At 71.0% G+C, this 24,361-nt stretch carries 19 protein-coding genes and 1 tRNA gene; 15 read left to right on the top strand and 5 right to left on the bottom strand.

All coding sequences use genetic code 11. The annotated features are described in order from the left end of the window. The first annotated feature begins 64 nt into the window (after window positions 1-64). Window positions 65-694 (top strand): response regulator, encoded by a 630-nt coding sequence (locus SANBI_RS05585; protein ID WP_179913207.1) that lies wholly within the window; start codon window positions 65-67, stop codon window positions 692-694. Between the two features lie 197 nt (window positions 695-891). Here the strand turns inward: SANBI_RS05585 and SANBI_RS05590 are convergent, their stop codons facing one another. From SANBI_RS05590 to SANBI_RS05610, 5 genes are read right to left on the bottom strand one after another with little or no spacing between them, the layout of a single operon-like run. Then, the gene (locus SANBI_RS05590) at window positions 892-2,094 is read right to left on the bottom strand and encodes a sensor histidine kinase (protein WP_056131162.1); all 1,203 of its coding nucleotides are present in this window, start codon (window positions 2,092-2,094) and stop codon (window positions 892-894) included. Then, window positions 2,078-3,949 carry a thiol reductant ABC exporter subunit CydC gene (cydC, locus tag SANBI_RS05595; RefSeq protein WP_319159739.1) on the bottom strand — a complete coding sequence of 624 codons (1,872 nt, stop codon included), beginning with the start codon at window positions 3,947-3,949 and terminating at the stop codon, window positions 2,078-2,080. Before cydC ends, SANBI_RS05590 begins: the two co-directional genes overlap by 17 nt. Next, on the bottom strand, window positions 3,946-5,637 hold the full coding sequence (cydD, locus tag SANBI_RS05600; protein ID WP_319159741.1) for a thiol reductant ABC exporter subunit CydD: 1,692 nt from the start codon (window positions 5,635-5,637) through the stop codon (window positions 3,946-3,948). The genes cydC and cydD overlap by 4 nt, the downstream gene beginning before the upstream one ends. Before the next feature lies 1 nt (window position 5,638). Further along, window positions 5,639-6,730: a cytochrome d ubiquinol oxidase subunit II gene (gene cydB / locus SANBI_RS05605; protein WP_179913181.1), complete on the bottom strand. Its 1,092-nt coding sequence runs from the start codon at window positions 6,728-6,730 to the stop codon at window positions 5,639-5,641. 31 nt (window positions 6,731-6,761) lie between these two features. Further along, on the bottom strand, window positions 6,762-8,249 hold the full coding sequence (locus tag SANBI_RS05610; RefSeq protein WP_319159744.1) for a cytochrome ubiquinol oxidase subunit I: 1,488 nt from the start codon (window positions 8,247-8,249) through the stop codon (window positions 6,762-6,764). Window positions 8,250-8,844: 595 nt separating this feature from the next. On the opposite strand from SANBI_RS05610, the gene SANBI_RS05615 reads away from it, so the two are divergent. The 14 genes from SANBI_RS05615 (at window position 8,845) to SANBI_RS05680 (ending at window position 24,347) form a co-directional block, all read left to right on the top strand. Continuing rightward, the gene (locus SANBI_RS05615; RefSeq protein WP_319159746.1) at window positions 8,845-12,711 is read left to right on the top strand and encodes an Rne/Rng family ribonuclease; all 3,867 of its coding nucleotides are present in this window, start codon (window positions 8,845-8,847) and stop codon (window positions 12,709-12,711) included. After that, window positions 12,708-13,391, top strand: coding sequence for a GNAT family N-acetyltransferase (locus SANBI_RS05620; protein ID WP_319159748.1), 684 nt, complete (start codon window positions 12,708-12,710; stop codon window positions 13,389-13,391). The genes SANBI_RS05615 and SANBI_RS05620 overlap by 4 nt, the downstream gene beginning before the upstream one ends. 360 nt (window positions 13,392-13,751) lie before the next feature. Further along, on the top strand, window positions 13,752-14,060 hold the full coding sequence (gene rplU / locus SANBI_RS05625; protein ID WP_174269741.1) for a 50S ribosomal protein L21: 309 nt from the start codon (window positions 13,752-13,754) through the stop codon (window positions 14,058-14,060). A gap of 76 nt (window positions 14,061-14,136) precedes the next feature. After that, the gene (rpmA, locus tag SANBI_RS05630) at window positions 14,137-14,394 is read left to right on the top strand and encodes a 50S ribosomal protein L27 (protein WP_056131185.1); all 258 of its coding nucleotides are present in this window, start codon (window positions 14,137-14,139) and stop codon (window positions 14,392-14,394) included. Between the two features lie 113 nt (window positions 14,395-14,507). Further along, the gene (gene obgE, locus SANBI_RS05635) at window positions 14,508-16,067 is read left to right on the top strand and encodes a GTPase ObgE (RefSeq protein WP_056131187.1); all 1,560 of its coding nucleotides are present in this window, start codon (window positions 14,508-14,510) and stop codon (window positions 16,065-16,067) included. 136 nt (window positions 16,068-16,203) lie between these two features. Next, a complete protein-coding gene (gene proB, locus SANBI_RS05640) occupies window positions 16,204-17,316 on the top strand; it encodes a glutamate 5-kinase (RefSeq protein WP_319161196.1) in 1,113 nt (370 codons plus the stop codon). 87 nt (window positions 17,317-17,403) lie between these two features. Next, window positions 17,404-18,699, top strand: coding sequence for a glutamate-5-semialdehyde dehydrogenase (locus SANBI_RS05645; protein WP_319159751.1), 1,296 nt, complete (start codon window positions 17,404-17,406; stop codon window positions 18,697-18,699). Between the two features lie 180 nt (window positions 18,700-18,879). Beyond that, the gene (locus SANBI_RS05650) at window positions 18,880-19,032 is read left to right on the top strand and encodes a hypothetical protein (protein WP_156382718.1); all 153 of its coding nucleotides are present in this window, start codon (window positions 18,880-18,882) and stop codon (window positions 19,030-19,032) included. Window positions 19,033-19,054: 22 nt separating this feature from the next. After that, the gene (nadD, locus tag SANBI_RS05655; protein WP_179913177.1) at window positions 19,055-19,669 is read left to right on the top strand and encodes a nicotinate-nucleotide adenylyltransferase; all 615 of its coding nucleotides are present in this window, start codon (window positions 19,055-19,057) and stop codon (window positions 19,667-19,669) included. Further along, on the top strand, window positions 19,666-21,138 hold the full coding sequence (locus SANBI_RS05660) for a hypothetical protein (RefSeq protein ID WP_319159754.1): 1,473 nt from the start codon (window positions 19,666-19,668) through the stop codon (window positions 21,136-21,138). Before nadD ends, SANBI_RS05660 begins: the two co-directional genes overlap by 4 nt. Before the next feature lie 8 nt (window positions 21,139-21,146). Next, complete coding sequence (gene rsfS, locus SANBI_RS05665) at window positions 21,147-21,593, top strand: ribosome silencing factor (RefSeq protein WP_056131202.1); 447 nt, start codon at window positions 21,147-21,149, stop codon at window positions 21,591-21,593. Further along, complete coding sequence (locus SANBI_RS05670; protein WP_319159758.1) at window positions 21,590-22,270, top strand: histidine phosphatase family protein; 681 nt, start codon at window positions 21,590-21,592, stop codon at window positions 22,268-22,270. The genes rsfS and SANBI_RS05670 overlap by 4 nt, the downstream gene beginning before the upstream one ends. 46 nt (window positions 22,271-22,316) lie before the next feature. Continuing rightward, a tRNA-Ala gene (locus tag SANBI_RS05675) sits at window positions 22,317-22,389 on the top strand. Window positions 22,390-23,060: 671 nt separating this feature from the next. Beyond that, window positions 23,061-24,347, top strand: a complete 1,287-nt coding sequence (locus SANBI_RS05680; protein ID WP_319159760.1) for an MFS transporter — start codon at window positions 23,061-23,063, stop codon at window positions 24,345-24,347. Window positions 24,348-24,361: the final 14 nt, after the last annotated feature.

Here is a 24,361-nt window from a genome sequence, read left to right on the forward strand (position 1 = left end):
CGGATAGGATGTGGTCGTGGACACGACACGCGAGACCCCCCAGCCCGACGACAAGATCAGCGTCATGATCGTCGACGACCACGAGGTGGTCCGACGAGGGATCGCCGAGGTCATCGACCGCTCCGAGGGGATGAGCGTGGTCGCCGAGGCAGGCAGCGTCGCCGAGGGTGTGCGACGGGCGAGCCTGGTCCACCCGCAGGTGATGCTCGTCGACCTGCAGCTTCCCGACGGCACCGGGATCGACCTCATGCGTGCGGTCCGTGCGACCCAGCCCGACACCCGTGCGATCGTCCTCACGTCCTTCGACGACGACTCCGCTCTCGCCGCAGCCCTCGAGGTCGGCGCCGCCGCCTACGTGCTCAAGAGCGTGCGCGGCGCGGAGATCGCCGACGTCGTCCGCGCGGTCGCCGCCGGGCGCGTGCTGCTCGACGAGCGCACCATCACACGCCGCCGCCGTGAGCACGACGACCCCACCGAAGACCTCACCCCGAGCGAGGTGCGCGTGGTCGACCTCATCGGCGAAGGGCTGTCGAACCGTGAGATCGCAGAGCGACTGAGCATCGCCGAGAAGACCGTCAAGAACCACATCACCTCGCTCCTGGCCAAGATGGGCCTGCAGCGTCGCACCCAGGTCGCCGCCTGGGTCGCAGCCCGCAAGCACCACGCCTGGGCGCAGGACTCCACCAACCGCTGACTCCACCAGCCGCTGACACGACGACGCCCGTCCGGGAGCCGAGAGGCTCTCGGACGGGCGTCGTCGTGTGCGGTGCTCCACCTCTGTCCCGTCCGGTGGCGGCTCGGCGATCCCGCGTGACCGTCGGTCACCAACCACCGACCACCAACCACCGACCACCAACCACCGGCCGCCCTGGTCCCGGAGGCGCCCTGCGGTCAGCCCCGCTCGGTGAGCGGTGCCGACCACGTGAGGATGGTCCCGCGGCCGCTGTCGGAGTTCTCGAGGCTCGACGAGCCCCCGTGCTGGCGGGCGCGGGCGGCGACGTTCCAGGTGCCGGACTTGCGGCCTGTGGGGGCACCGAGCCCGACGCCGTCGTCCTCGACCTCGACGGTCACGTCGCCGGGCCCGAGCTCGAGGGTGCTCACGGTGACGCGGACCGACACCGACGAGGCCTGGGCGTGCCGGGCCGCGTTGGCGAGGCCCTCGCGGACCACGGCGAGGATGTCGTCGGCCAGGGACTGCACGACGAGCTGGTCGACGATCTCCTCGTCGTCGTCGATCGCACCGAGGCTGCGGTCGTTGAGCGAGATCACCAGCGACGGTGCGAAGCCGAGTCCCGTGCGGGCGAGCGACGCCTCGCGGCGCAGCCTCTCGACGAGCCCTGTCGCGGCGTCGGGGTCGCGCAGGGAGTGCACGATCGACCGGATCTCACGGACCGAGTTGTCGACGTTGTCGAGGGCTTCGTCGAGGATCGCGATGAGCCCGGCCTTGTCGAGACCGCGAGCAGCCCGGCGGCGCACGGTCTCGAGCTGCATGCCCGTCGCGAAGAGCTGCTGGATCGCGAGGTCGTGCAGGTCGCGTGCGATGCGCTCGCGCTCCTCGACGAGCTTCGACAGGCCCTGTGCCTGGCGAGCCTCGGCGAGCACGAGGGCGAGTGCGGCCTGGTCGGCGAAGGTCGAGGCGCGCTCGAGGTCTTTGCCGATGAAGGCCTCCTGGCCCACCTTGCGCAGCAGGACGAGGACACCGACGGGCTTCTCGGCCGTGCCCATGGGGGCGTAGAGCGCGGGGCCGTACTTCTGCATCGGGGGCAGCTGGAGGTTGCGGGCGAGCGACAGCGACGGCACCAGGCGGCCCTTGCCGGTCCGCAGCGCCGTCCAGGACAGCCCGCCGTGCGGCATGGTCAGACCGAGGAGCTCGTCGGCGTTCCAGCCGCGGACGATCTCCATGACGAGCTCACCGCCCAGGCCCGGCAGCACGAGGCACGCGGCGTCGGCCTCGGCGATCTCGCGGGCCACCGAGACGATGTGCTCGAGGACGTCTTCTTCCGGCGCGCCGGACAAGAGCATCGTGGTGATGTGCGCGCCTGCGCTCAGCCACCGTTCTCGTTCGACAGCGTCTGCCTCACCTGGTCGCACCATGGCTCCTCGTCGTCTCGTCGGTCCTGTGCTCGCGGTCTACTGTCGCACGGTATCCGTGCTGCGTGACCAGGAGCGATGCGTGCGTGCCTCGCGCGACGACACCCCCGGCGTCGAGCAGCACGACCTCGTCGGCCGCCGCCAGCGCAGAGAGCCTGTGGGTCGCGACGACGACCCCGCGAGGCTGTGCGGAGTCCCGCCCGGCGCGCAGGAGGTCGGTGACGAGCTCGTCGGCCGTCGCGGGGTCGAGGTGCTCGGCGGGTTCGTCGACCAGCAGATAGGTCGCGGGGGAGCACAGCGCACGGGCGAGCAGCAGACGCCGTCGCTCGCCGCCCGAGATGGTCGCCCCGTCGGCCCCGAGCCGGGTGTGGACCCCGTCCGGCAGCCCGCCCAGCCAGGACCCGAGCCCAGCCCGTCGGAGCGCGTCGACAGCCTGCGGCTCGTCGACGTCTCCGCGCGCGACGCGCAAATTCTCCAGGATCGTCGTGCTGAACACGTGAGCGTCTTCGGTCGTGAGCACGACGTGGTGGGCGATCTCCTCGTGCGGCAGGCTGGCTGCAGGCTTCCCGTCGAGCGTGAGACTGCCCGCGCGCGCCGCGACCAGGCCGGCGAGCGTGAGGAGGGTCGTCGTCTTGCCGGTCCCGCTCGGGCCCACGAGCGCGACCGACCGCCCGGGGCGGAGGTCGAGGTCGAGGCCCTGGACGACAGGGGCAGCACCAGGCCAGCCGCACGAGAGGTCGTGGGCGACCAGGGACGACGCGGTGGCTGCGGACGTCGTCCCGGGGCGGGTCGACGTCGTGCTCGTCGCCTCGGCCTCGGAAGGCCTGGACGCGGTCGTGCTGGGGACCATCCCGCCGGTGGTCTTCGGCGCTGCGGCGTCCGAGGGTGCGGCTTCGGCGGAGTCCAGCAGCGCCATGATCCTCGTGGCGGCCTGACGGGACCTGTGCAGCTGGATGGCTGCCGCGGGCAGCGTCTGGGTGATCTCGAAGACGGCGAGCGGTGTGAGCACCACGACCGCGAGCTGGACCGGTCCGAGGGTCCCTGCCGCGACCGAGGGGATCGCGAGGAACAAGGTGGCGACGACGGCCAGACCGACCGCGAGCGTGCCGATCCCGGCGGCCAGTCCTGAGGTCCGGGCTCCCACGTCGGTCGCCTCGGCGAGCCGGCGGTCCGCTGCGGCGAGCGCCTCGGTGCGGGAGGCCAGCGTGCCGGAGACCGTGAGAGGCGCAGCGTCGTCGACGATCTCGAGGGCGAGGGACGCCATGTCGGACCTGGCCTGGGCTGTGCGCTGCTCGGTCGTCGAGGCGCCGCGGGCGGCGAGCCACGGGCCGACGATCCCAGAGAGCACCAGGCAGGCGGCCAGCGCCGCGGCGGCGCCGAGGTGGAACACCCCGACGAAGGCGACCGAGCCGACCCCGAGCACGAGGGCGACCCCGGCAGGCAGCAGCGCCCGGACCACCACGTCACCGACGGCGTCGACGTCCGCCCCGACCCGGGCGAGCAGGTCTCCGCGCCGCAGCGAGGCGACGGCGTCGAGACGCCCGCCCGCGAGCGAGGCGTAGATGCGGGTGCGCAGCGAGGCCATGCCCCGCAGCGCGACGGTGTGGGACGCGAGCCGCTCGAGGTACCTGAACAGACCGCGCGAGATGCCGAAGGCGCGGACCGCGACAGTACCGACGGTGAGCGTCATGACCGGTGGCATCTGCGAGGCGTACGAGATGAGCCAGGCGGACACCGCGGCGAGGGCGATCGCGCTGCCGAGCGCGAGGACTCCGAGGAGCAGGGCGAGGGCCGTCCGGCGGGCGTCGACCTCGAGCAGTCTGACGGCACGGCGGAGCGGGTCGGTCGTGCGGCTCATGCGAGGGCCTCGTCACGGGTACGGGGGGCGGAGGCGACCTCGACGACGTCGTCGGCGAGCTCGACGAGACTCGGCCTGTGGGCGACCACGACGACGGTCCGGCCGGCGTCACGCAGCGCGGCGAGCGAGGCGAGGACCTGGTCCTCGGCGAGGGCGTCGAGGTGGGCCGTGGGCTCGTCGAGCACGACGAGAGGCTCTTCTCCGAGGAGGGCGGCTGTCAGGGCCACACGCTGCCGCTGGCCGACGCTCAGTCCCACCCCGCCCTGGCCGAGCACGGTGTCGAGCCCGTCGGGCAGCGTGCTGACGACGGCGTCGAGCCCGGTGAGCCGCATGGCGCGGGTCACGGCCTCGGAGGCCGGGGTGCCGACGCTCGCCGACCGCTCGGACTCCGCGGCGCCGAGCGCCTCGCGGAGCGTGCCCGGGGGCAGGGTGCTGCGCTGGGGGAGCCACGCCACCTGCCTCCACCAGGTGGAGAGGTCGACGTCCGCCAGGTCGGTCCCGTCGACACGGACGGACCCGGAGTCGGGGGAGACGAGACCGAGCAGCGCGAGCACCGTGGTCGTCTTGCCGCTGCCGCTCGGACCTGTCAGCGCGACCATCCGGCCCGGCCTGATCGTCAGGCTGAGGACCGAGGGTGCGCGGAGGTCACGTCCCGGGGCGTCGACGCCGAGACCGTCGACCGTGATCGTCGCCCTCGCGAGGTCAGGTGCAGTGACCGTGCCCTGCGGGCGGAGCGGCTCCTCGATCACGTCGAAGGCCTTCTGCGCTGCGGTGATGCCGTCGGTCGACGCGTGGAACTGCACACCGATCTGCCGGATCGGCAGGTAGACCTCCGGGGCGAGGACCAGCACGGCGAGCGCGGTCTCGAGCCCGACCTCGCCGTAGACGAGCCGCAGCCCGACGCCGACGGCGACGAGCGCGACCGACAGCGTCGTGAGCAGCTCGAGGACCATGCCGGAGAGGAAGGCCACCCGCAGCGTGCTCATGGTGGACCGGGTGTAGGCGTCACCGAGCTCGCGGACCCGGGCGACGGGCCCGCGCTCGCGGCCGAAGGCCCGCAGGGTCGGGAGCCCGGCGAGGAGGTCGAGCACCTGCGCGCCGAGGCGCTGCATCACGGCGAGCCGGCGCTCGGAGTACGACTGCGTGAGCTGGCCGACCAGGATCATGAAGACCGGCACGAGCGGGATGGTCACGATGATGATGAGCGCGGAGATCCAGTCGAGGCCGAGCACCACCACGAGTGTCGCCGGTGTCACCGTCACGGCGAGCAGCAGCTGGGGCAGGTACCTCACCAGGTAGGGCTCGAGGTCGTCGAGCCCGCGGGTCGCGAGGGTGACGGTGTCGACGCCCCGTCCCGTCGAGAGCCAGCGAGGGCCGAGCGCTGCGGCGTGCGCGAGCACCTGACCGCGCAGGCTCGTGACCACCCGGGTGGCCGCCCTGTGCGCGTAGCGCTCCTGGAGGCCGGTGACCACGGCGCGTGCCACGACGACGCCTGCGAGCCACCGGAGGTGGCCCGAGACGTCGTCGAGGGTCGCCCCGGCCGAGACGACCGGGGCGAGCGTCGCAGCGATGAGCAGAGCCTGGGCGACGACCAGCCCTGCCGTGGTGATGCCGAAGGCTGCGGTCAGCAGCACGTACCCGCGCGCGGGCGCCGCGTACCTGAGCAGCTTCGGGTCGAGAGGCTTCACGTCAGCGCGTGCCCTGCGGCTCGGTGCCCTGCTGCTCAGCGCCGGGTGCCTCGGTGCCGCGCGGCGGGGTGAGCGACGGCAGCCCGATGGGCTCAGGGATGTGGTGCGTCCCGATCCGCTTGCGGAACACCCAGTACGTCCAGGACTGGTAGATCAGCACGAGCGGGGTGAGGAACAGCGCGACCCACGTCATGACGGTGAGGGTGTACTCGGTCGAGGAAGCGTTGCGGATCGTCAGGGAGTTCGCCGGGTCGTTGCGGGCCGGCATGACGTCCGGGTACATCGAGCCGAAGATCAGCACGACAGCGGCGAGGATCGCGACGGCCGAGAAGAGGAAGGCCCAGCCTTCTCGTGCCCGGGCGTTCGCGACGACGACGGCGACGAGCGCGGCTGCAGCGACGGCGACGGCTCCCCAGGTCCAGGTGGCCCCGTAGGCCAGCTGGGCCCAGAGCGCCCAGCCGCCGGCCGCGACGACCGACGCGAGAGACGTGGTGCCGGCGAGGCGACGAGCCCGGCCTCGGATGTCGCCCTCGGTCTTGAGGGCGACGAAGACGGCGCCGTGCGTGAGGAACAGCAGCATGGTCACCACGCCGCCGAGCAGCGCGAAGGGGGAGAGCAGCGCGAAGAACCCGCCGGTCACCGTGTGGTTCGCGTCCATCTCAACGCCGCGGACGAGGTTGGCGAAGGCGACACCCCAGAGGATCGACGGCAGCCACGAGCCGATGATCACCGAGGCGTCCCACCGCCGACGCCATGCGGCGTCGTTGATCTTCGAGCGGTACTCGAAGCCCATGCCCCGGACGATGAGGCAGATGAGGATGACGAACAGCGGGATGTAGAAGCCCGAGAACAACGAGGCGTACCACTCCGGGAAGGCCGCGAAGGTCGCGCCGCCAGCCGTCAGCAACCAGACCTCGTTGCCGTCCCAGACCGGGCCGATGGTGTTGATGAGGACCCGGCGGTCCTTCTCCTCGCGGCCGAGGATCGGCATGAGCATGCCGACGCCGAAGTCGAAGCCCTCGAGCACGAGGTACCCCGTCCACAAGACGGCGATCAGTACGAACCAGAGCACCTGGAGCGTTTCGAGGTCCATGTCTGTGTCCTATTCTCGCGAGCGCGACGGGTCAGTAGGCGAAGGACAGCGGACGGTCGGCCGCGTCGTCGTCGGAGCGGGCTTCGGGTGAGTCGTCGTGGACGGTCTCCGGAGCACCCTCGACCATGTAGCGCCAGATGAGCCGGCCCCAGATGATCGTCAGGACCGTGTAGACGAGCGTGAAGATCGCCATGGAGGCGAACACGACCCCGGCACCCTGGGCCAGGGAGACGCCTCGCTCGGTGAGCATGCGGATCTGGTCGATCCCCGTGGGGTTGGGCACCACGACCCAGGGCTGACGTCCGGCCTCGGTGAAGATCCAGCCGAAGGCCGAGGCGAGGAACGGGGTCGGGATCGCGATCAGCGCGACCCGCGCCAACCACGGGTTGTCGGTCACACGGCCCTTGCGGGTGAGCCACAGCGCCATGAGAGCCAGGGCTGCGGACCCGACGCCGAGGCCGATCATCAGGCGGAAGCTCCAGTAGGTCAGCGCGAGGTTCGGCGAGTAGTCGATCGGGTTGCCGGCGGCGTCGGTGTCCCCGTAGCGATCCTGCATCTGCTGCTGGACCTCGTTGACGCCCGGCAGAGGCGCTGTGAAGGAGCCGTCGGCGAGGAAGCTGGTCAGACCCGGGATCTCGAGGACGTGCTTGACGTCCTCGCAGCTGTTCGCCAGGTTGCCGATCGACAGGATCGAGAACGGCGCACCTCCGGGCGAGGACTCGCAGAGAGCCTCTGCGGCTGCCATCTTCATCGGCTGCTGCTCGAACATGAGCTTCGCCTGCGCGTCACCCGAGACGGCGATGCCGGCGCCCGAGACGATCATGACGACGAGCCCGAGGATGACCGCCGGGCGGTAGACGTCGCGCGCCACGTCCTTGCGTCCGCGCCGGACCTCCCGGACCATCCACCAGGCGGCGATGCCTGCCACGAAGGTCCCGGCGGTGAGCCAGGCTGCGGTGATGGTGTGGGGGAAGGCGGCGAGCAGGGTGTTGTTGGTCAGCACCGCCCAGATGTCGTTCATCTCGGCGCGCCCGGTCTCGGCGTTGAAGGTCGCCCCGACAGGGTGCTGCATCCACGAGTTCGCCGCGAGGATGAAGAAGGCCGAGAGGTTGGTGGCGAGGGCGACGGCCCAGATGCACGCGAGGTGGATCTTCTTGGGGAGCTTGTCCCACCCGAAGATCCACAGCCCGAGGAACGTCGACTCGACGAAGAAGGCGGCGAGGGCCTCCATGGCGAGCGGTGCGCCGAAGACGTCACCGACGAAGCGGGAGTACTCGCTCCAGTTCATGCCGAACTGGAACTCCTGCACGATCCCGGTGACCACGCCGATCGCGAAGTTGATGAGGAGCAGCTTGCCGAAGAACTTGGTCAGCTTGAGCCAGCGCTCGTTGCCGGTCCGGACCCAGGCGGTCTGCATGATGGCGACCAGGGGTGCGAGCCCGATCGTCAGAGGTACGTAGAAGAAGTGATAGACGGTGGTGATGGCGAACTGCCACCGTGCTATGTCCAAGACGTCCACGGTGCTCCTGGTGTGTGGGTGGGTGCGCGGGTGTCACCGCACGGCTCGAGATGACGCTATGCCGTGAAGATGTGGGGGCGTGGGACCAAGGTCCCTGCTCCGTGCGGACGAGCCTCCCGGTCCTGTGACCTAGGTCTCGGGCGGTGCCGTAGGTGGTGTGAGCACGGTCGGCGTTGCCTGGTACCGAGGGCGTCGCGGGCGCTCTCGGACGTGCTGCCAGTCTGGCCCCGCGGGCTGGTCCGGCACCAGACCCGGTGTGGCCGCGCGGCAGACCGGGTCGGCTGGTGCTCCCGACACGCCTCGGGCGGACGCACGACGGGCGCCGCAGGGCTCCTGTGCGATACTGAACGAGGCTCAAGGGCCCCACACGCCTTCGATGCCGAGCTTGTGAACGCAGCACGTGCGAATCGCGGATTGTGTCGCGCCGCAGTCGGGAGAATGGCTCGACCGCCTGGCGCACACCGTCGCTCGCCCCTGCCGCGTATCCACACCGACGACTTCCGTCGCGGCACACCTGTGCTGACGACGACTGAACCGCCATGGTGGCGCCGCACGTGTGGGGCGGAGCCCTACCAGGGCACATGGAGCACACCACGTGACGCTCGACAACACGACCACCCCTGACAGCACAGACGCGACAGCGAAGAAGCCGGCGCGACGCCGGGTGACCCGCGCCGCAGGAAATGCTGCAGGCACGCCAGCCCCCGACTCCACCCAGGCGGCACCTCCCGCCGCTCAGGCGGCAGCCCCAGACACCCAGGCGGCACCCGCCGCCGCGCAGGCCGCTCCGGAGCAGCCCGCCGAGAAGCCCGTCCGCCGTCGCGCGACGAGCAAGAAGGCCCCCGCAGCGGCCGAGACCCCGGCAGCCGAGCCGGCCCCGGCAGCACAGCAGGCCCCCGCAGCGCAGACCGCCGCGACGGCACCTGCCGAGACCCCGGCCGCAGACTCTGCTCCCGCTGCACCCGTGAAGGCGCCCCGCCGCTCACGCCGTGTCGTCAAGACGACCGAGCAGCTCGACGTCTTCGCCGAGCTCTCGCCCACGACCACCCCAGCCGCCGAGGCCGCACCGACGACGCCGGTCGCCGCATCGCAGCCCGAGGCGCAGCAGCCGGCGACCTCGTCGCAGACCACCGCGGACGAGCCCGCGACGTCGGCAGCCCCGGCTGCCCCGGCACGGCGCCGCCGCGCCGCCACCCGCCCGGCGTCGAGCGCGACACCGACGACCAGCACGACACCGACGACCAGCACGGCTCCGGCAGCCCAGGAGCCCGCCGAGGCGGCTCCGGCCGCGGCCGAAGCCCCGGCCGCCGCCACGGCGGACCAGCCGGCCGAGCCGACCACGACGAGCGGCCGCGCCCCGCGCCGGTCTCGCTCGCGCGCCGCAGCACCGGCGACCACCCCGAGCCACGAGGAAGAGGTCGCGAGCCTCGACGTCGTCGCGTCGATCGAGGCGCTCGCCGCTGAGCCTGCAGCACCGGCCCGCCGGAGCCGCCGCGCCACCAGCTCCGCGCCGAGGACCACCGCCCCGGCCCTCTTCGAGGACGCCGAGGTCACCCGCCCGCGCCGTGCCGCGACCCGCAGGGCCGCCGCCCCCGCGCCCGTCGAGGCTGAGACCGCCGAGGCCTCTGCACCCGTCGAGGCCCCGGTGGCCGCTGCTGCGACGACTGCTCCTGCCACGACTGCTCCGGAGGCTGCCGCCGAGGCCCCGCGCAAGACGCGCAGCCGTCGCTCGCGCTCTGCCGAGACCGTCGAGACACCAGCCGCACCCGTCGCCGAGCGCGCTGCGGCACCCGAGCAGGTCCAGGCCGACGAGGCCCCGGTTGACGAGGCCTCCGCCGAAGAACCTCAGGCACCGCGCCGCACGACAGCGCTGCTGTTCCAGGCTCCGGACCCGGAGGCCGCGCGTCCGCGTCGTCGCCGCGCGCAGACCCCCGCGGGTCCGCCCAAGGCCGTCTCCGAGGCTGCGGCTGCCGCGGCAGACGAGGTGCTCGAGGACGAAGACGCCGAGTCGACCGAGGACGTCCTCGCGCTCGACGCGAGCCTGGACGCCCTGACCCCGGCGACCGAGGACGAGGGCACGGACACCTCTGAGGACGACTCCGACGACACCGAGGACGAGGACGACAACGGCCAGCCGCGCCGTCGCCGCCGTCGTGGTGGTCGCGGACGCCGCAACCGTGGCGGCTCGGACTCGCGCGACGAGGACTCCCGAGACTCTCGTGGCGCCAGCCAGGACGACGAGTCCTCCGAGGACTCCGACGACGAGGACGACGAGGACGAAGGCTCCGACGAGCCGCGCGGTCGATCGGAGAACGGGCGTTCGCGCTCGCGTCGCCGTGGCCGTGGAGCAGCTCCTGCCCAGGACGCCGACACGCAGGACGACGACTCCGAGAGCTCCTCGGACGAGGAGACCGACTCCGACGAGCACGACGACTCGGACGACTCCGCGTCGAGCCGTCGCCGTCGTCGTCGCCGTCGTGGGTCGCGCGGCTCCGACAGCGACGCTGCCCCCGCCGCCGCGTCCTCGGGCCGCAGCACAGCTGCCAGCACCGGCTCCAGCAGCCGCAGCGGTCGTACAGGCGCCGACGAGGTCACCGCCCTCAAGGGCTCGACGCGTCTCGAGGCCAAGCGCCAGCGCCGCCGTGAGGGCCGCGACGCCGGTCGCCGCCGCTCGATCATCACCGAGGCCGAGTTCCTCGCCCGCCGCGAGGCCGTCGAGCGCTCGATGATCGTCCGCGAGCGGAACGGTCGCACGCAGATCGCCGTGCTCGAGGACGGCGTGCTCGTGGAGCACTACGTCTCGCAGCAGTCGCAGGCCTCGATGGCCGGCAACGTGTACCTCGGCCGGGTGCAGAACGTGCTCCCGAGCATGGAGGCCGCCTTCGTCGACGTCGGCAAGGGCCGCAACGCCGTGCTCTACGCCGGTGAGGTCAACTGGGACGCCCACGGTCTCGAGGGTGCACCGCGCCGCATCGAGCAGGCGCTCAAGTCGGGTGACTCGGTCCTGGTGCAGGTCACCAAGGACCCGATCGGGCAGAAGGGCGCTCGCCTCACCTCGCAGGTGACCCTCGCGGGTCGCTATCTCGTCTACGTCCCCGGCGGCGGCATGACGGGCATCTCGCGCAAGCTCCCGGACACCGAGCGTGCCCGCCTCAAGAAGATCCTCCGCGAGGTCGTCCCCGAGACCGCCGGTGTGATCGTCCGTACCGCGGCCGAGGGCGCGAGCGAAGACGAGCTGCGCGCCGACATCGCCCGTCTGCAGGGGCAGTGGGAGGCCATCGAGAAGAAGTCCAAGACCGCGTCGGCGCCTGCTCTGCTCCAGGGCGAGCCGGACCTCGCGATCCGCGTGGTGCGCGACATCTTCAACGACGACTTCAGCTCGCTGACGATCTCGGGCGACGGCGCGTGGTCGGAGATCTCCGAGTACGTCAACGCCCTCGCCCCCGACCTCGCCGGGCGCGTCAAGCGCTGGACGAGCGAGAAGGACGTCTTCGCCGAGGCGCGGATCGACGAGCAGCTGGCCAAGGGCATGGACCGCAAGGTCTGGCTGCCCTCGGGTGGCTCGCTCGTGATCGACCGCACCGAGGCCATGACCGTCGTCGACGTCAACACCGGCAAGTTCACGGGCTCGGGCGGCACGCTCGAGGAGACCGTCACGAGGAACAACCTCGAGGCGGCCGAGGAGATCGTCCGGCAGCTGCGTCTGCGCGACATCGGCGGGATCATCGTCGTCGACTTCATCGACATGGTCCTCGAGTCCAACCGCGACCTCGTGCTGCGTCGCATGGTCGAGTGCCTCGGTCGCGACCGGACCAAGCACCAGGTCGCCGAGGTGACCTCGCTCGGGCTCGTGCAGATGACCCGCAAGCGCGTGGGCCAGGGCCTCGTCGAGGCGTTCTCGGAGACCTGCGACCACTGCAACGGCCGCGGGTTCATCGTCCACGACGAGCCGAACGAGAAGCACTTCCAGGGCGGCTCCCAGCCGTCGGGCGCTCAGGTCGCGGCGCAGGCTGCAGCCTCGGCTCCCGCCGACGGCGACAGCAAGCGCGCCCGTCGCAAGCGGGGTGCCAAGGAGACCGAGACCGTCCCGGCGGTCCCCGTGCTGCCCGAGGCTCGCGAGGCCGTCAAGGCCACGCTCGCGACGATCGCCGCAGCGGCGGCGCACGCCCACGAGCACGACGACGAGCACACCGACGGCGCCGAGCACGGTGCTGACGAGCACGGTGCCGGCGTCGAGCAGGGCGTGGTCGTGACGGTCGACGTCGAGACCGCCGAGGTCGTCGACGTCCGTCAGCACGGCGCGGAGAGCGTGACCGATGCGTCCTCGGAGAGCGTCGAGCAGCCTGGCGCCGCAGAGGCCCAGGAGCCTCGGCGTCCTGTCCTCGACGTCGTCGCGGAGCTCCGCTCTGTGCGTCGCCCGGTCTCCGGCCAGGGCCGCGGGGAGCAGAACGACCAGCAGTGACCCAGACGGGACGTGGGGCTCAGGACCGGGGGACCGGTGAGCCCGCAGGCTCCCAGACGCCGCAGGCGCGGACGACACCGTCGTCCGCGCCTGCGGCGTCTCCCGTGGTGCTGCGGCCGTGGCGGGCGGAGGACCTCCCCGTCTACAGGGAATGGTTGCGCCCCCACCACGAGTGGCATCTCTGGGACGGTCCGTACTACGCGCGCCCGACCGACGACGAGGCCGACGAGATCGTCGCCCGCCGCGCTCGCGAGATCGTGACAGACGGGGCAGCGGCGTCCACGCCAGGCCTGCCTCCTCGGTCTCTCGTTGTGGCGAGCGCTGCCGACGGGAGCTTCTGGGGGACCGTGAGCTGGTACTGGGAGTCCCAGGAGACCGAGTGGGCGCGGATCGGCGTCGTCCTGCACGACCCGGCCGTGCGTGGCAGGGGAGCGGGGACCGCCGCGATCGAGCAGTGGACGACCATGCTCTTCTCCACCACGGGCTGGCGGCGGCTCGACCTCGCGACGTGGTCGGGGAACCACGCGATGTCGCGGGTGGCCGAGAGGCTCGGGTTCACGCTCGAGGCACGGTTCCGCAGGGCGCGCGTCGTCCGCGGCGAGGTCTACGACTCGCTCGTCTACGGCGTGCTCCGGGAAGAGTGGGCGCAGCGGTGCCACGACGGCGGAGCGGGTCGCTGACGACAGACGTCGAGAGGGGGCTGCGCTCGAGCCCGGGCGCTGGTGAGTGCTGTCTCACAGAGCTGACCGCCCCATGGTGGTGGAGACTCGCCCCCGAGTAGGGCATGATGGTCCACGGAGCCTGACGGCTCCGTCTGTGCGCAGGTCGTGCAGGCACCTGCGAGCCAGACACCGAGAGCTGGCGGCAGTGCTAGCAGTGGCATTTGACCCTGAGCGCAAGATTCCGTAATCTTGAACGTCGGCGCGTACTGATTCGCGCTGGTCCCCGTGTGCTCCCTGAGTCTCATGACGCAGTCAACGACCACGTCTTCGATTCAGGTGATGAGCATGCCGCAGACACTAAGAGAGATGAGCAGCAACGTGGTGTACGCGATCGTCAAGGCCGGTGGCCGCCAGGAGAAGGTTTCCGTGGGCGACGTCGTCGTCGTCGACCGACTTTCCGGCGACGCTGGCGAGTCCATCGAACTTCCCGCGCTGCTTCTGGTCGACGGGGAGAAGGTGACCACCAAGGCAGCAGACCTCGCCAAGGTCAAGGTCACCGCGGAGATCGTCCGGGACGAGAAGGGCCCGAAGATCACCATCCTCAAGTTCAAGAACAAGACCGGTTACCGCAAGCGTCAGGGTCACCGTCAGCAGCTGACCCGCCTGAAGGTCACCGGCATCAAGTGATTTCCTCGTCGCGGTAGGCCTGGCCTCCTGCGAACGAACTCGTCAGACACTCTTCAGCAGGAAAGCAGGTTCGGCCATGGCACACAAGAAAGGCGCGAGCTCCTCGCGCAACGGTCGCGACTCGAACGCACAGCGTCTCGGTGTCAAGCGTTTTGGCGGTCAGGTCGTCAGCGCTGGTGAGATCATCGTCCGCCAGCGCGGCACCCACTTCCACCCCGGCAACAACGTCGGACGTGGCGGGGACGACACGCTCTTCGCTCTGACCGCCGGTGCGGTCCAGTTCGGCACCCGTCGTGGCCGCAAGGTCATCGACATCGTCGAGGCTGGCGTCTGAGCTTCAGACTCCTAGATCTTCCGCAAGAGGGGCGCACCGGTTCGGTGCGCCCCTCTTGCTCATGCACGCCCCACACTGCCCTCGCGGCAGCTCGCTCGATGATTGGTTGACCGATGGCTTCGTTCGTAGACCGCGTAGTCCTGCACGCCACAGGCGGCAACGGCGGGAACGGCTGCGCCTCGATCCGCCGCGAGAAGTTCAAGCCCCTCGCCGGCCCTGACGGCGGTGCAGGCGGCATGGGCGGCAGCGTGATCCTGCGCGTCGACGGTCAGGTCACCACCCTCCTCGAGTTCCACCACCTGCCGCACCGCAGCGCCCCCTCGGGCACCCAGGGCATGGGTGACTACCGTCAGGGCGCCAACGGCGAAGACATGATCCTGTCGGTCCCCGACGGGACCGTCGTCAAGGACACCGACGGCAACGTGCTCGCCGACCTCGTCGGCATGGGCGCGGAGTACGTCGTCGCCGAGGGCGGTCACGGCGGGCTCGGCAACAACGCGCTGGCCTCGAAGGCCCGCAAGGCCCCTGGCTTCGCGCTGCTCGGAGAGCCCGGCTCGGAGGCGTCCGTCGTCCTCGAGCTCAAGACCATCGCCGACGTCGCGCTCGTCGGCTACCCGAGCGCCGGCAAGTCCAGCCTCATCGCCGCGATCTCGGCCGCACGGCCCAAGATCGCCGACTACCCCTTCACCACCCTGGTGCCGAACCTCGGTGTCGTGCAGGCGGGCTCGTCCCGCTACACGGTCGCCGACGTCCCCGGGCTGATCGAGGGCGCGAGCGAGGGCAAGGGTCTCGGCCTGGAGTTCCTCCGTCACATCGAGCGCTGCGCTGTCCTCGTGCACGTCCTCGACTGCGCGACCCTCGACCCGGGCCGCGACCCGCTGAGCGACCTCGAGGTCATCGAGCAGGAGCTCGCGGCCTACGCGCCCGACCTCCAGTCCGACGGCACCCGCGTCCCGCTCAACGAGCGGCCCCGCGTCGTCGTGCTCAACAAGATCGACGTCCCCGAGGCACGCGACCTCGCCGAGCTCGTCCGCCCCGAGTTCGAGGCGCGCGGCGTCAAGGTCTTCGAGGTCTCGGCAGCGAGCCACGAAGGGCTCAAGCAGCTCACCTACGTGCTCGCCGAGTACGTCGAGCGTGCCCGCAAGCTCGCCCCGAAGCCGAGCATGGCCCGCACGATCATCCGGCCCAAGGCTGCCGACGGCTCCGAGTTCACCGTCCAGCGCAAGGAGTCCGGCGGCCAGACGTACTTCGAGATCCGCGGCACCAAGCCCGAGCGCTGGGTCCGCCAGACGGACTTCGCCAACGAGGAGGCCATCGGCTACCTCGCGGACCGTCTCGCGGTCCTCGGCGTCGAGAAGCAGCTGTTCAAGGCTGGCGCTGTCGCGGGTGACGAGGTGCGTATCGGTCCCGAGCACAACGCCGTGATCTTCGACTGGGAGCCCACCCTCGTCACGGGTGCCGAGCTCCTCGGCGGCCCGCGAGGCACGGATGCGCGCTTCGCCGAGTCGCAGTCCAACCGCCCGACCCGTGGCGACAAGCGCCGCGAGTACACCGAGCGCATGGACGCCAAGGCCGAGGCCCGCGCCGAGCTGTGGACCGAGCGCGAGCAGGGCATCTGGACCGACCCCGAGATCGACGCAGACGCTCCTGTGGACAGCCCCTCCAAGGACTGACCACCTGCGCGAGAATGGTCCGGTGAGCGACACCGGAACTTCGAGCGACGACCTCCAGACCGCACCTGCAGCCCCGCCGGCCCCGCCGCGCGGGGCTCTGGCGCCTCGGGAGGTCCCCGTGACGCCCCGCTCGCTCATGGGTTCTGCTCGACGCGTGGTGGTCAAGGTCGGCTCGTCGTCGCTCACAGCGGCCGACGGGCGGCTCGACGTGCAGGCGCTGCGCGACCTCGTCGAGGTGATCGCCGCACGGCACGCAGCCGGCCACCAGGTGGTCCTCGTGACGTCGGGTGCGATCGCCGCGGGCCTCGGCCCGCTCGGCCTGACCTCGCGTCCGAGCGACCTCGCGACAGCCCAGGCGGCCGCGTCGGTCGGTCAGGGGCTGCTCGTCGCCCGGTACACCGAGGCCTTCGCCGCGCACGGCATCCGGGTCGGGCAGATCTTGCTCACGGCCGAGGACACCGTCCGGCGTGGTCACTACAAGAACGCCCAGCGCTCTCTCGAGCGGCTGCTCGACCTCGGGGTCGTGCCCGTCGTCAACGAGAACGACGCCGTGGCGACCGACGAGATCCGCTTCGGCGACAACGACCGCCTCGCCGCCCTGGTCTCGCACCTCGTCCGCGCCGACGCCATGGTGCTCCTGACCGACGTCGACGGCCTGTACGACGGACCGCCCTCCCGGCCCGGCACCCGCCAGATCCCTGAGGTCCGCAGCCCTGCGGACATCGAGCACGTCGAGGTGACAGGTCGGGGCAGCTCGGTCGGCACGGGCGGGATGCTCACCAAGCTCGAGTCGGTGTCGATCGCGACGCAGTCCGGGATCCCCGTGGTCCTCACCAGGTCGTCCAACGTCCAGGGCGCGCTCGACGGGTCGCCCGTGGGCACCTGGTTCCACGCGACCGGCCGACGGACCACGCGACGGCGGCTCTGGCTCGCCTACGCGGCCAAGAGCCGTGGCCGGCTCGTGCTCGACGACGGTGCCGTGCGGGCCGTCCTCGGTGGCTCCGCCTCGTTGCTCCCCGCAGGGATCACCGGTGTGGAGGGCGAGTTCGAGTCCGCCGACCCTGTCGAGCTCGTCGACACCGAGGGTCGGGTGGTGGCCCGTGGGTTGTCGGCCTACGACGCCGCCGAGATCCCCGGCCTGATGGGCCAGACCACCGGGGACCTGCGTGACGCCCTCGGGGCCGGCTACGACCGGGCTGTGGTCCACCGCGACGACCTGGTGCTCGTCCGTCGGCCGCGGAAGGTCTGACCCGGTCGGTGCCCGGTCACCCGTCTCGGCCGGACCACCCAGCGGGACGTGGGTGACTCCACGACCGCGGGTGGCTAGCCTGGGGGGATGACTCAGGTAGCCGACGCAGCAGCGCTCCACGACGTGACCGAGGCCGTCCTCGAGACGGCCCGCCGGGCGAAGATCGCCTCGCGGACGCTCGCGACCGCGACCCGTGGGACCAAGGACGCGGCCCTCGGCGCCCTCGCTGACGCCCTCGTCGCGAACGCCGAGGAGATCGTGGCGGCGAACGAGATCGACCTCGACAGGGGACGGTCCAACGGCACCTCGCCCGGTCTGCTCGACAGGCTCGCCCTGACCCCCGAGCGCATCGGCGCGATCGCCGACGCCCTGCGCGAGCTCGCCGCCCTGCCCGACCCCGTCGGCGAGGTCGTGCGCGGCTCGACCCTCCCCAACGGCCTCCGGCTGCGGCAGGAGCGCGTCCCGATGGGCGTCGTCGGCATGATCTACGAGGCGCGACCGAACGTCACGGTCGACGCTGCCGGTCTGGCTCTCAAGAGCGGCAACGCCGTGATCCTGCGCGGCGGCAGCGCCGCAGCCAGCTCGAACGAGGTGATCGTGCGGGTGCTCGCCGACGCCCTCACGGCGCAGGGGCTCCCGGCCGACCTCGTCCAGTCGATCGACGCCTACGGGCGACCCGGCGCCGTCGCCCTCATGCACGCCCGCGGCCTCGTCGACGTGCTCGTGCCGCGCGGGGGAGCGGACCTCATCCAGACCGTCGTCCGCGAGTCGACGGTCCCCGTCATCGAGACGGGGGTGGGCAACTGCCACGTGTTCCTCGACGCGTCGGCCGAGCTCGAGACGTCGATCGCGATCGTGCTGAACTCCAAGACGCACAGGGTCGGGGTCTGCAACGCCGCCGAGACGCTGCTCGTGCACGCCGACGCCGCGCAGGCGCTGCTGCCCGGGGTGCTCGCCGCGCTGGGTGCCGCCGACGTCGTGGTACACGCCGACCCGCTCACCGCCGCGCTGGCCCCCGAGGGGGTCACCGTCGTCCCGGCGACCGACGAGGACTGGGCCACGGAGTACCTCTCGCTCGACCTCGCCGTGCGGGTCGTGGCCGACCTCGACGAGGCCATCGACCACGTGCGGACCTGGACCTCGGGGCACACCGAGGCCATCGTCACGAAGGACCTGCGGTCCTCGGAGCGCTTCGTCGCGGAGCTCGACTCGGCGGCCATCATGGTCAACGCCTCCACGCGCTTCACCGACGGCGGGCAGTTCGGGCTGGGTGCGGAGATCGGCATCTCGACGCAGAAGCTGCACGCGCGCGGACCGATGGGGCTCGCCGAGCTGACGACCACCAAGTGGGTCGTCAACGGCGACGGGCACATCCGTTCCTGACCCGCCGCGCGACCTGCGCGGACGTCCTGCCGTGCGAACCTGGTGCCTCTCCAGGCTGAAGGTCGAGACGTCCTGTGCCGATGGATGACATGAGAGACTGGGCGTCTGAGCGATGCTCACGACGTGTGAGCAGCGGGACGCACCCTCGACCCGCCGATGCCCGACCCGATGGAGGATGACGTGTTCGCAACAGTGCTGGCAGCCGCAGAGGAGCACGAGGTCGTGAATCACCTGGCGATCCCGCCCGTCGCCTTCGGCATCACGACCTTCGTGATCCTCACCGGCCTGCTCCTGGTGACCTACGCCTTCCGCAGCGTGTGGACCCGTCACTGACCGTCGTCAGGACGTCGAGCTGATGACCTCTGAGCGCCAGCGTGTCGGTGTCATGGGTGGCACCTTCGACCCCATCCACCACGGGCACCTCGTGGCGGCGAGCGAGGTGGCCGCACGCTTCGACCTCGACGAGGTCGTGTTCGTGCCCACAGGGCAGCCGAGCTTCAAGCAGGGGCAGGACGTCAGCCCTGCGGAGCACCGCTACCTCATGACGGTCATCGCGACCGCGTCGAACCCTCGCTTCACCACGAGCCGTGTCGACATCGACCGTCCTGGTCTCACGTACACGGTCGACACGCTCCGAGACCTGCGCGCGCAGCGTCCCGACGCGGACCTGTTCTTCATCACCGGCGCCGACGCGATCGAGCAGATCGCCACGTGGAAGAACGCCCCTGAGCTGTGGGAGATGGCCCACTTCGTGGCTGTCACCCGTCCGGGGCACGTGCTGTCGGTCGTCGGCCTCCCGAGCGAGCACGTCAGCCTGCTGGAGATTCCGGCGCTGTCGATCTCCTCGACCGACTGCCGGGCGCGCGCCCGTGCAGGAGACCCCGTCTGGTACCTCGTCCCGGACGGCGTCGTGCAGTACATCACGAAGTACCGTCTGTACCGAGAGTCGGCTGTGAAGGTGGCATCATGACGAACCCAGCGGACGGCGCACCACTCACGCGCCGCCAGCTCCGCGAACGGGCCGAGGCAGAGGCGGCGCTCAAGGCCGGGCAGACCGGTCCGCCGGCCTACGCGCAGCCCGCCGTCAACCCGGCGTCCGAGCCCTCGGGCGGTCCTGCTGGCGCAGCACGAGCGCCCGCGCAGGCGGGGTCGCCGCGCCCGCCTGCGGCCTCGACACCCCGTCCGGCATCTGTCACCTCCGGACCGACCGCCACGACGGCCGCTCCGGCTGAGGACGGGACGCCCGCCGGGGCCTCACGCCCCGCACAGGCGGCGCAGGCTGCCGGGACCGCGCGCCCCGCAGCACGGGTCGGCGACCCGCAGCGGAGCCCGGCACCGCAGCGGACCCCCGCCCCTCAGCAGGCACCGGCTCGACCGACCGCCGCGGGGGAGACCTCGACCCCTTCGCCTGCCGCTGGGCCGGCCTCCGCCCCGCAGACCGTCCAGCGCCCGACCGCTCAGGAGCGTCAGCCAGCCCTGTCGCGCCGCTCGCTGCGTGAGCAGGCTGGCGGTCTGACCGACACCGGCACGATGATCGTCCCGCCGCACCAGACGGGCAAGATCCGTACCGTCGACGAGACCGGCGAGCTGACCGCCTCGCGCCCCGTGCCCACGGGCCAGGGCACGGCGCCTGGTGCCGCCAGGCCTGCAGCTCCCGCATCGCGCCCGGCAGCAGCCGCGCCGTCGGCAGATGCCGCTGGGTCGACGATGAGCTTCTCGCAGCGCCTCGCGGCCTCAGCCCCTCCGTCCGCCCGGCCGGCCAACGGCCGGACGCAGCCGCCAGCCGCCCAGGGCATCCCTGCCCAGGCGGCCTCGGTCCCCGCCGCGCCGGGGTCGGTCTCGCGGACCTCGTCGTGGGCGCCTGTCGCTGCCGCGGACGTCCCCTGGGCGCCTGTGCCGACGGTGTCGCCTGCGACGCAGCCCTCTGAGGACGCCGTGGTGACGGCCGAGCCCGGCTCGACAGCCGACTCTTCGGCTGATGTGGCGGATGCAGCAGCCGCACCTGCCGGTGCGGCTGGGTCGACGACCGAGCCGTCGTCCGGCAGTGACGTCCCGCCCGGCCTCGCCGACGGTGCGGACTCCTTCACGCAGGCTCCGCAATGGGACGCGATCACCGCCGGAGCAGGCTCAGCGACGACCTCCGGCCCGGCCGTCCGCGAGGAGCATGACGACGAGGAAGACGAGGACTACGACGACTCGGACCACAAGTACACGTGGCTGCACTACGTGATCCTCGTCGCCCTGGCCTTCGTCCTCGGGCTGATACTCTGGAAAGTCGCCTTGGAGGGCGAGAGCGGGGCAGCATCTGCGCTGCCTGCACCGTCTTCAGCATCGTCGACAGCTGCGCCTGCAGCCCTGGTCCCTGAGGCCTGGGCGGACCAGGCTGGTTGGACCGTCGACGACGCCTCCGGCGTCACCGTCATCGAAGAAGTCCTCTAAGGAGAGCTGTGCCTGCAACCGAACGTGCCGTCGAGCTGGCGATCGCCGCGGCCCGAGCCGCATCTGACCGCAAGGCGGCCGAGATCATCGCCCTGGACGTCAGCGAGCAGCTCGTCCTGACCGATGTGTTCCTCATCGCCTCCGGCAACAACGAGCGACAGGTGTCGGCGATCGTCGACTCCGTCGAAGAGGCGCTCCACGGCCTCGGCGTGAAGCCGATCCGGCGCGAGGGCAAGGGCGAGTCGCGCTGGGTCCTCATCGACTTCGGCGACATCGTCGTCCACGTCCAGCACCAGGAGGACAGGGTCTTCTACGCCCTCGAGCGCCTGTGGAAGGACTGCCCGGTCATCGAGCTCCCCGAGGACGCTCGTGGTGGAGACGGCCACGCCCCCGAGTACGACGCCGACGACTTCGGCTACCCCTCGCCGGCCGACAGCCGCGACGACACCGTATGAGTGCCGGCTCCGTCGTCTTCCTGCGGCACGGGCGGACCGCGTACAACGCGGCCGGCCGTCTGCAGGGCCAGGTCGACATCCCCCTGGACGAGGTCGGGCAGTGGCAGGCAGAGCACGGTGCCCGTGCTCTGGCCACGTTCCACGCCTGCTCCCGCGTGGTCGCCTCTGACCTCGTGCGCGCCAGGGTGACGGCGGAGCACTACGCACGGGTGGGCGGGCACGAGCTCGTCATCGACCCGCGCGTGCGTGAGCGCAGCTTCGGTGACTGGGAGGGCCTGACCCGTCCCGAGATCGAAGAGGGCTGGCCCGAGGAGTTCGCCCAGTGGCGACGCGGCGAGCAGCCCGCCGGGGCGAGCATCGAGACCCGCACGGAGGTCGCCGCACGCATGCTCGCGGCCGTCGACGAGCACGGGGCCGACCTCGGGGCTGACGACACGCTCGTGATCGTCTCCCACGGGGCCGCGATCACGATCGGGGTCACCGCGCTCATCGGGCTCGACCCGGAAGCGTGGCGCGGGCTGAACGGCCTGCACAACGTCCACTGGAGCCACGTCGAGCGCTCCGGACCTGCGGCGACGACCCCGTGGAGGCTCCTCGCGCACAACGTCGGGGCCGGTTTTCCGCTGGATCACTGGAACGCTGGACCCGATTGGAACTTGGAGCCAACTTCGGTCTAAGATAGCAACGCCTCGGCAACGGGGACAGGAACTTTCCGAAGTTCTTGGGGCTGTGGCGCAGCTGGTAGCGCACCTGCATGGCATGCAGGGGGTCAGGGGTTCGAGTCCCCTCAGCTCCACCGAAGATGAAAGACCCGGCCGGGAACGGCCGGGTCTTTTGTCGTTCTGGGTCGACGTCGATGGAGACGTTCACCGACGAGTGTGATGTGACTCACGCCCGGCGTCGATCGGCTCGATCCTAGGGGCGGAGCGCGCGACGCTAGTGGTGGACCCGGCAGCGCGGGCGCGCTCTGGGGGGCGCCCAAAGACTGGTGCGACGCACGTGGCAGGGCGTTCCGTGACGGCGCGGAGCAGGACGCTGCAGCCCGGTGAGAGCGCTCGTGGCGGCCGGAGAAGGCCGTTCGTGCAGAAGCTGTGGAGGCTTGCTGTTCGGCCAGCAAGTCCGTCGTAGGGCGGCGCCGCGGAAGCCGTCGACGAACTGCCAGAGAAGGTGCTGCACGGCCCGCCTCCTGACGGCTGTCGATCCGCCCTGCGTGGCCGGCAAGCCTGGAGCCGACATAATCGGACATCTCCGATTTGACCATTCTTCAACACATCGTTACGCTCCGATATGTCGATGGGTTGACGACCGGTATGTCACAGGTGCCGTGCGGCACGTGATCGACCTTCCGTGGTCCCGGTGGAGAGGGGTGCGCTGCGGGGTCGTGCCGTCCTACATCCTCTCGCCCGGATATGCCGATGTTTCGATGCGTTGTCCGACAGGGCAGCGCCACCAAGAAGGGACGTCATCGTGACGAAGAAGAAGACAGCCGCTTTACCAGCTGGGCTCATCGCTCTAGCGTTGGGAGGCTTTGGGATCGGACTGACAGAGTTCGGTCCCGTGGGCCTGCTCCCGCAGATCGCGACGGACTTCTCGGTGACCGAGAGCGTCGCGGGCTACCTGGTGTCCGGGTACGCCCTTGCCGTGGCCTTCGGTGCGATCGCGATCACCGCCGCCTTCTCCCGCTCCGAGCGCAAGAAGGTCCTCCTGAGCCTCGTGGTCCTGTTCATCGTGGGGAATCTGATCTCGGCCCTCGCGTCGACCTACGGTGTCATGCTGGCTGGACGCATCATCGCTGCTCTGTGTCACGGAGGCTTCTTCGGTATCGGCGCCGTGCTCGCAGCCAGCATGGTTGAGGAGAAGAAGAAGGCCGGCGCCATCTCGCTCATGTTCGCAGGGCTCACGGTCGCCAACGTCGTAGGCATCCCCTTCGGGACCTTCGTCGGTCAGCAGCTCGGCTGGCGCGCCACGTTCTGGGCGATCACAGGAATCGGGATCATCACGTTCCTCGGCATCCAGTTCCTCGTCGAGAGGTCACGAGCCTCCGAGACTGCGGGGCTGCGCACTGAGCTCGGAGCCCTCCGTCGCCCGCAGGTGCTGCTCTCTGCCATGGTGAGCATCTTGACCTTCGGTGGAGTTGTCGGTGCCTACACCTACATCGCCTTCACTCTGACCGAGGTCAGCGGATTCGCGACCAGCTCAGTCCCATGGTTGCTGCTGCTCTTCGGGGTCGGAACCTTCGTCGGCAACATCATCGGCGGCAGGCTGGCTGATCGCGCCCTCGACCAGTCGCTGCTAGGCATCCTTGCGGGCCTGGTCCTCGTGCTCGTGGCCTTCGCTCTGAGCGCCACGATCTGGTGGGCCGTGCTCATCGCCATGTTCCTGCTCGGCGCTGTGGGTTTCGCGACCGCTCCAGGCCTGCAGCTCCGGGTCATGCACTTCGCCGGTGACGCTCCCACTGTCGCCTCCGGGACGAACATCGCAGCGTTGAACGTGGGGAATGCTATCGGAGCCTGGATCGGCGGCCTGGCGATCGCCGCAGGCCTCGGGTTCGTCTCGCCGCTGTGGGTCGGTGCTGCTCTGGCTGCCGGGGCGTTCCTCGTCCTGTTGCCCACGAGCATCGCGAGCAGGCGCCGTGCAGCACGGGCTCCGATGCCCGGCGCTCCGATCGAGGAGCCCGTTGTCCGTCCCGTCAGCGGTCATGTCGAGGGCCACGACGGTCATCGCGGCGACGTGGCGTCCGGGGCGCCTCGCTGACCTGACCTGACCGG

This window comes from Sanguibacter biliveldensis (assembly GCF_033798665.1).
Lineage (GTDB): Bacteria > Actinomycetota > Actinomycetes > Actinomycetales > Cellulomonadaceae > Sanguibacter > Sanguibacter inulinus.

Excerpts from the sequence above, each read along its gene's own strand:
- cydB (WP_179913181.1), bottom strand. The coding sequence starts at position 6,730 with ATGGACCTCGAAACGCTCCAGGTGCTCTGGTTCGTACTGATCGCCGTC.
- nadD (WP_179913177.1), top strand. The coding sequence starts at position 19,055 with ATGACCTCTGAGCGCCAGCGTGTCGGTGTCATGGGTGGCACCTTCGAC.
- SANBI_RS05670 (WP_319159758.1), top strand. The coding sequence starts at position 21,590 with ATGAGTGCCGGCTCCGTCGTCTTCCTGCGGCACGGGCGGACCGCGTAC.
- SANBI_RS05590 (WP_056131162.1), bottom strand. The coding sequence starts at position 2,094 with ATGGTGCGACCAGGTGAGGCAGACGCTGTCGAACGAGAACGGTGGCTG.
- SANBI_RS05660 (WP_319159754.1), top strand. The coding sequence starts at position 19,666 with ATGACGAACCCAGCGGACGGCGCACCACTCACGCGCCGCCAGCTCCGC.
- obgE (WP_056131187.1), top strand. The coding sequence starts at position 14,508 with ATGGCTTCGTTCGTAGACCGCGTAGTCCTGCACGCCACAGGCGGCAAC.
- proB (WP_319161196.1), top strand. The coding sequence starts at position 16,204 with ATGGGTTCTGCTCGACGCGTGGTGGTCAAGGTCGGCTCGTCGTCGCTC.
- rpmA (WP_056131185.1), top strand. The coding sequence starts at position 14,137 with ATGGCACACAAGAAAGGCGCGAGCTCCTCGCGCAACGGTCGCGACTCG.
- cydC (WP_319159739.1), bottom strand. The coding sequence starts at position 3,949 with ATGAGCCGCACGACCGACCCGCTCCGCCGTGCCGTCAGACTGCTCGAG.
- SANBI_RS05585 (WP_179913207.1), top strand. The coding sequence starts at position 65 with ATGATCGTCGACGACCACGAGGTGGTCCGACGAGGGATCGCCGAGGTC.
- SANBI_RS05645 (WP_319159751.1), top strand. The coding sequence starts at position 17,404 with ATGACTCAGGTAGCCGACGCAGCAGCGCTCCACGACGTGACCGAGGCC.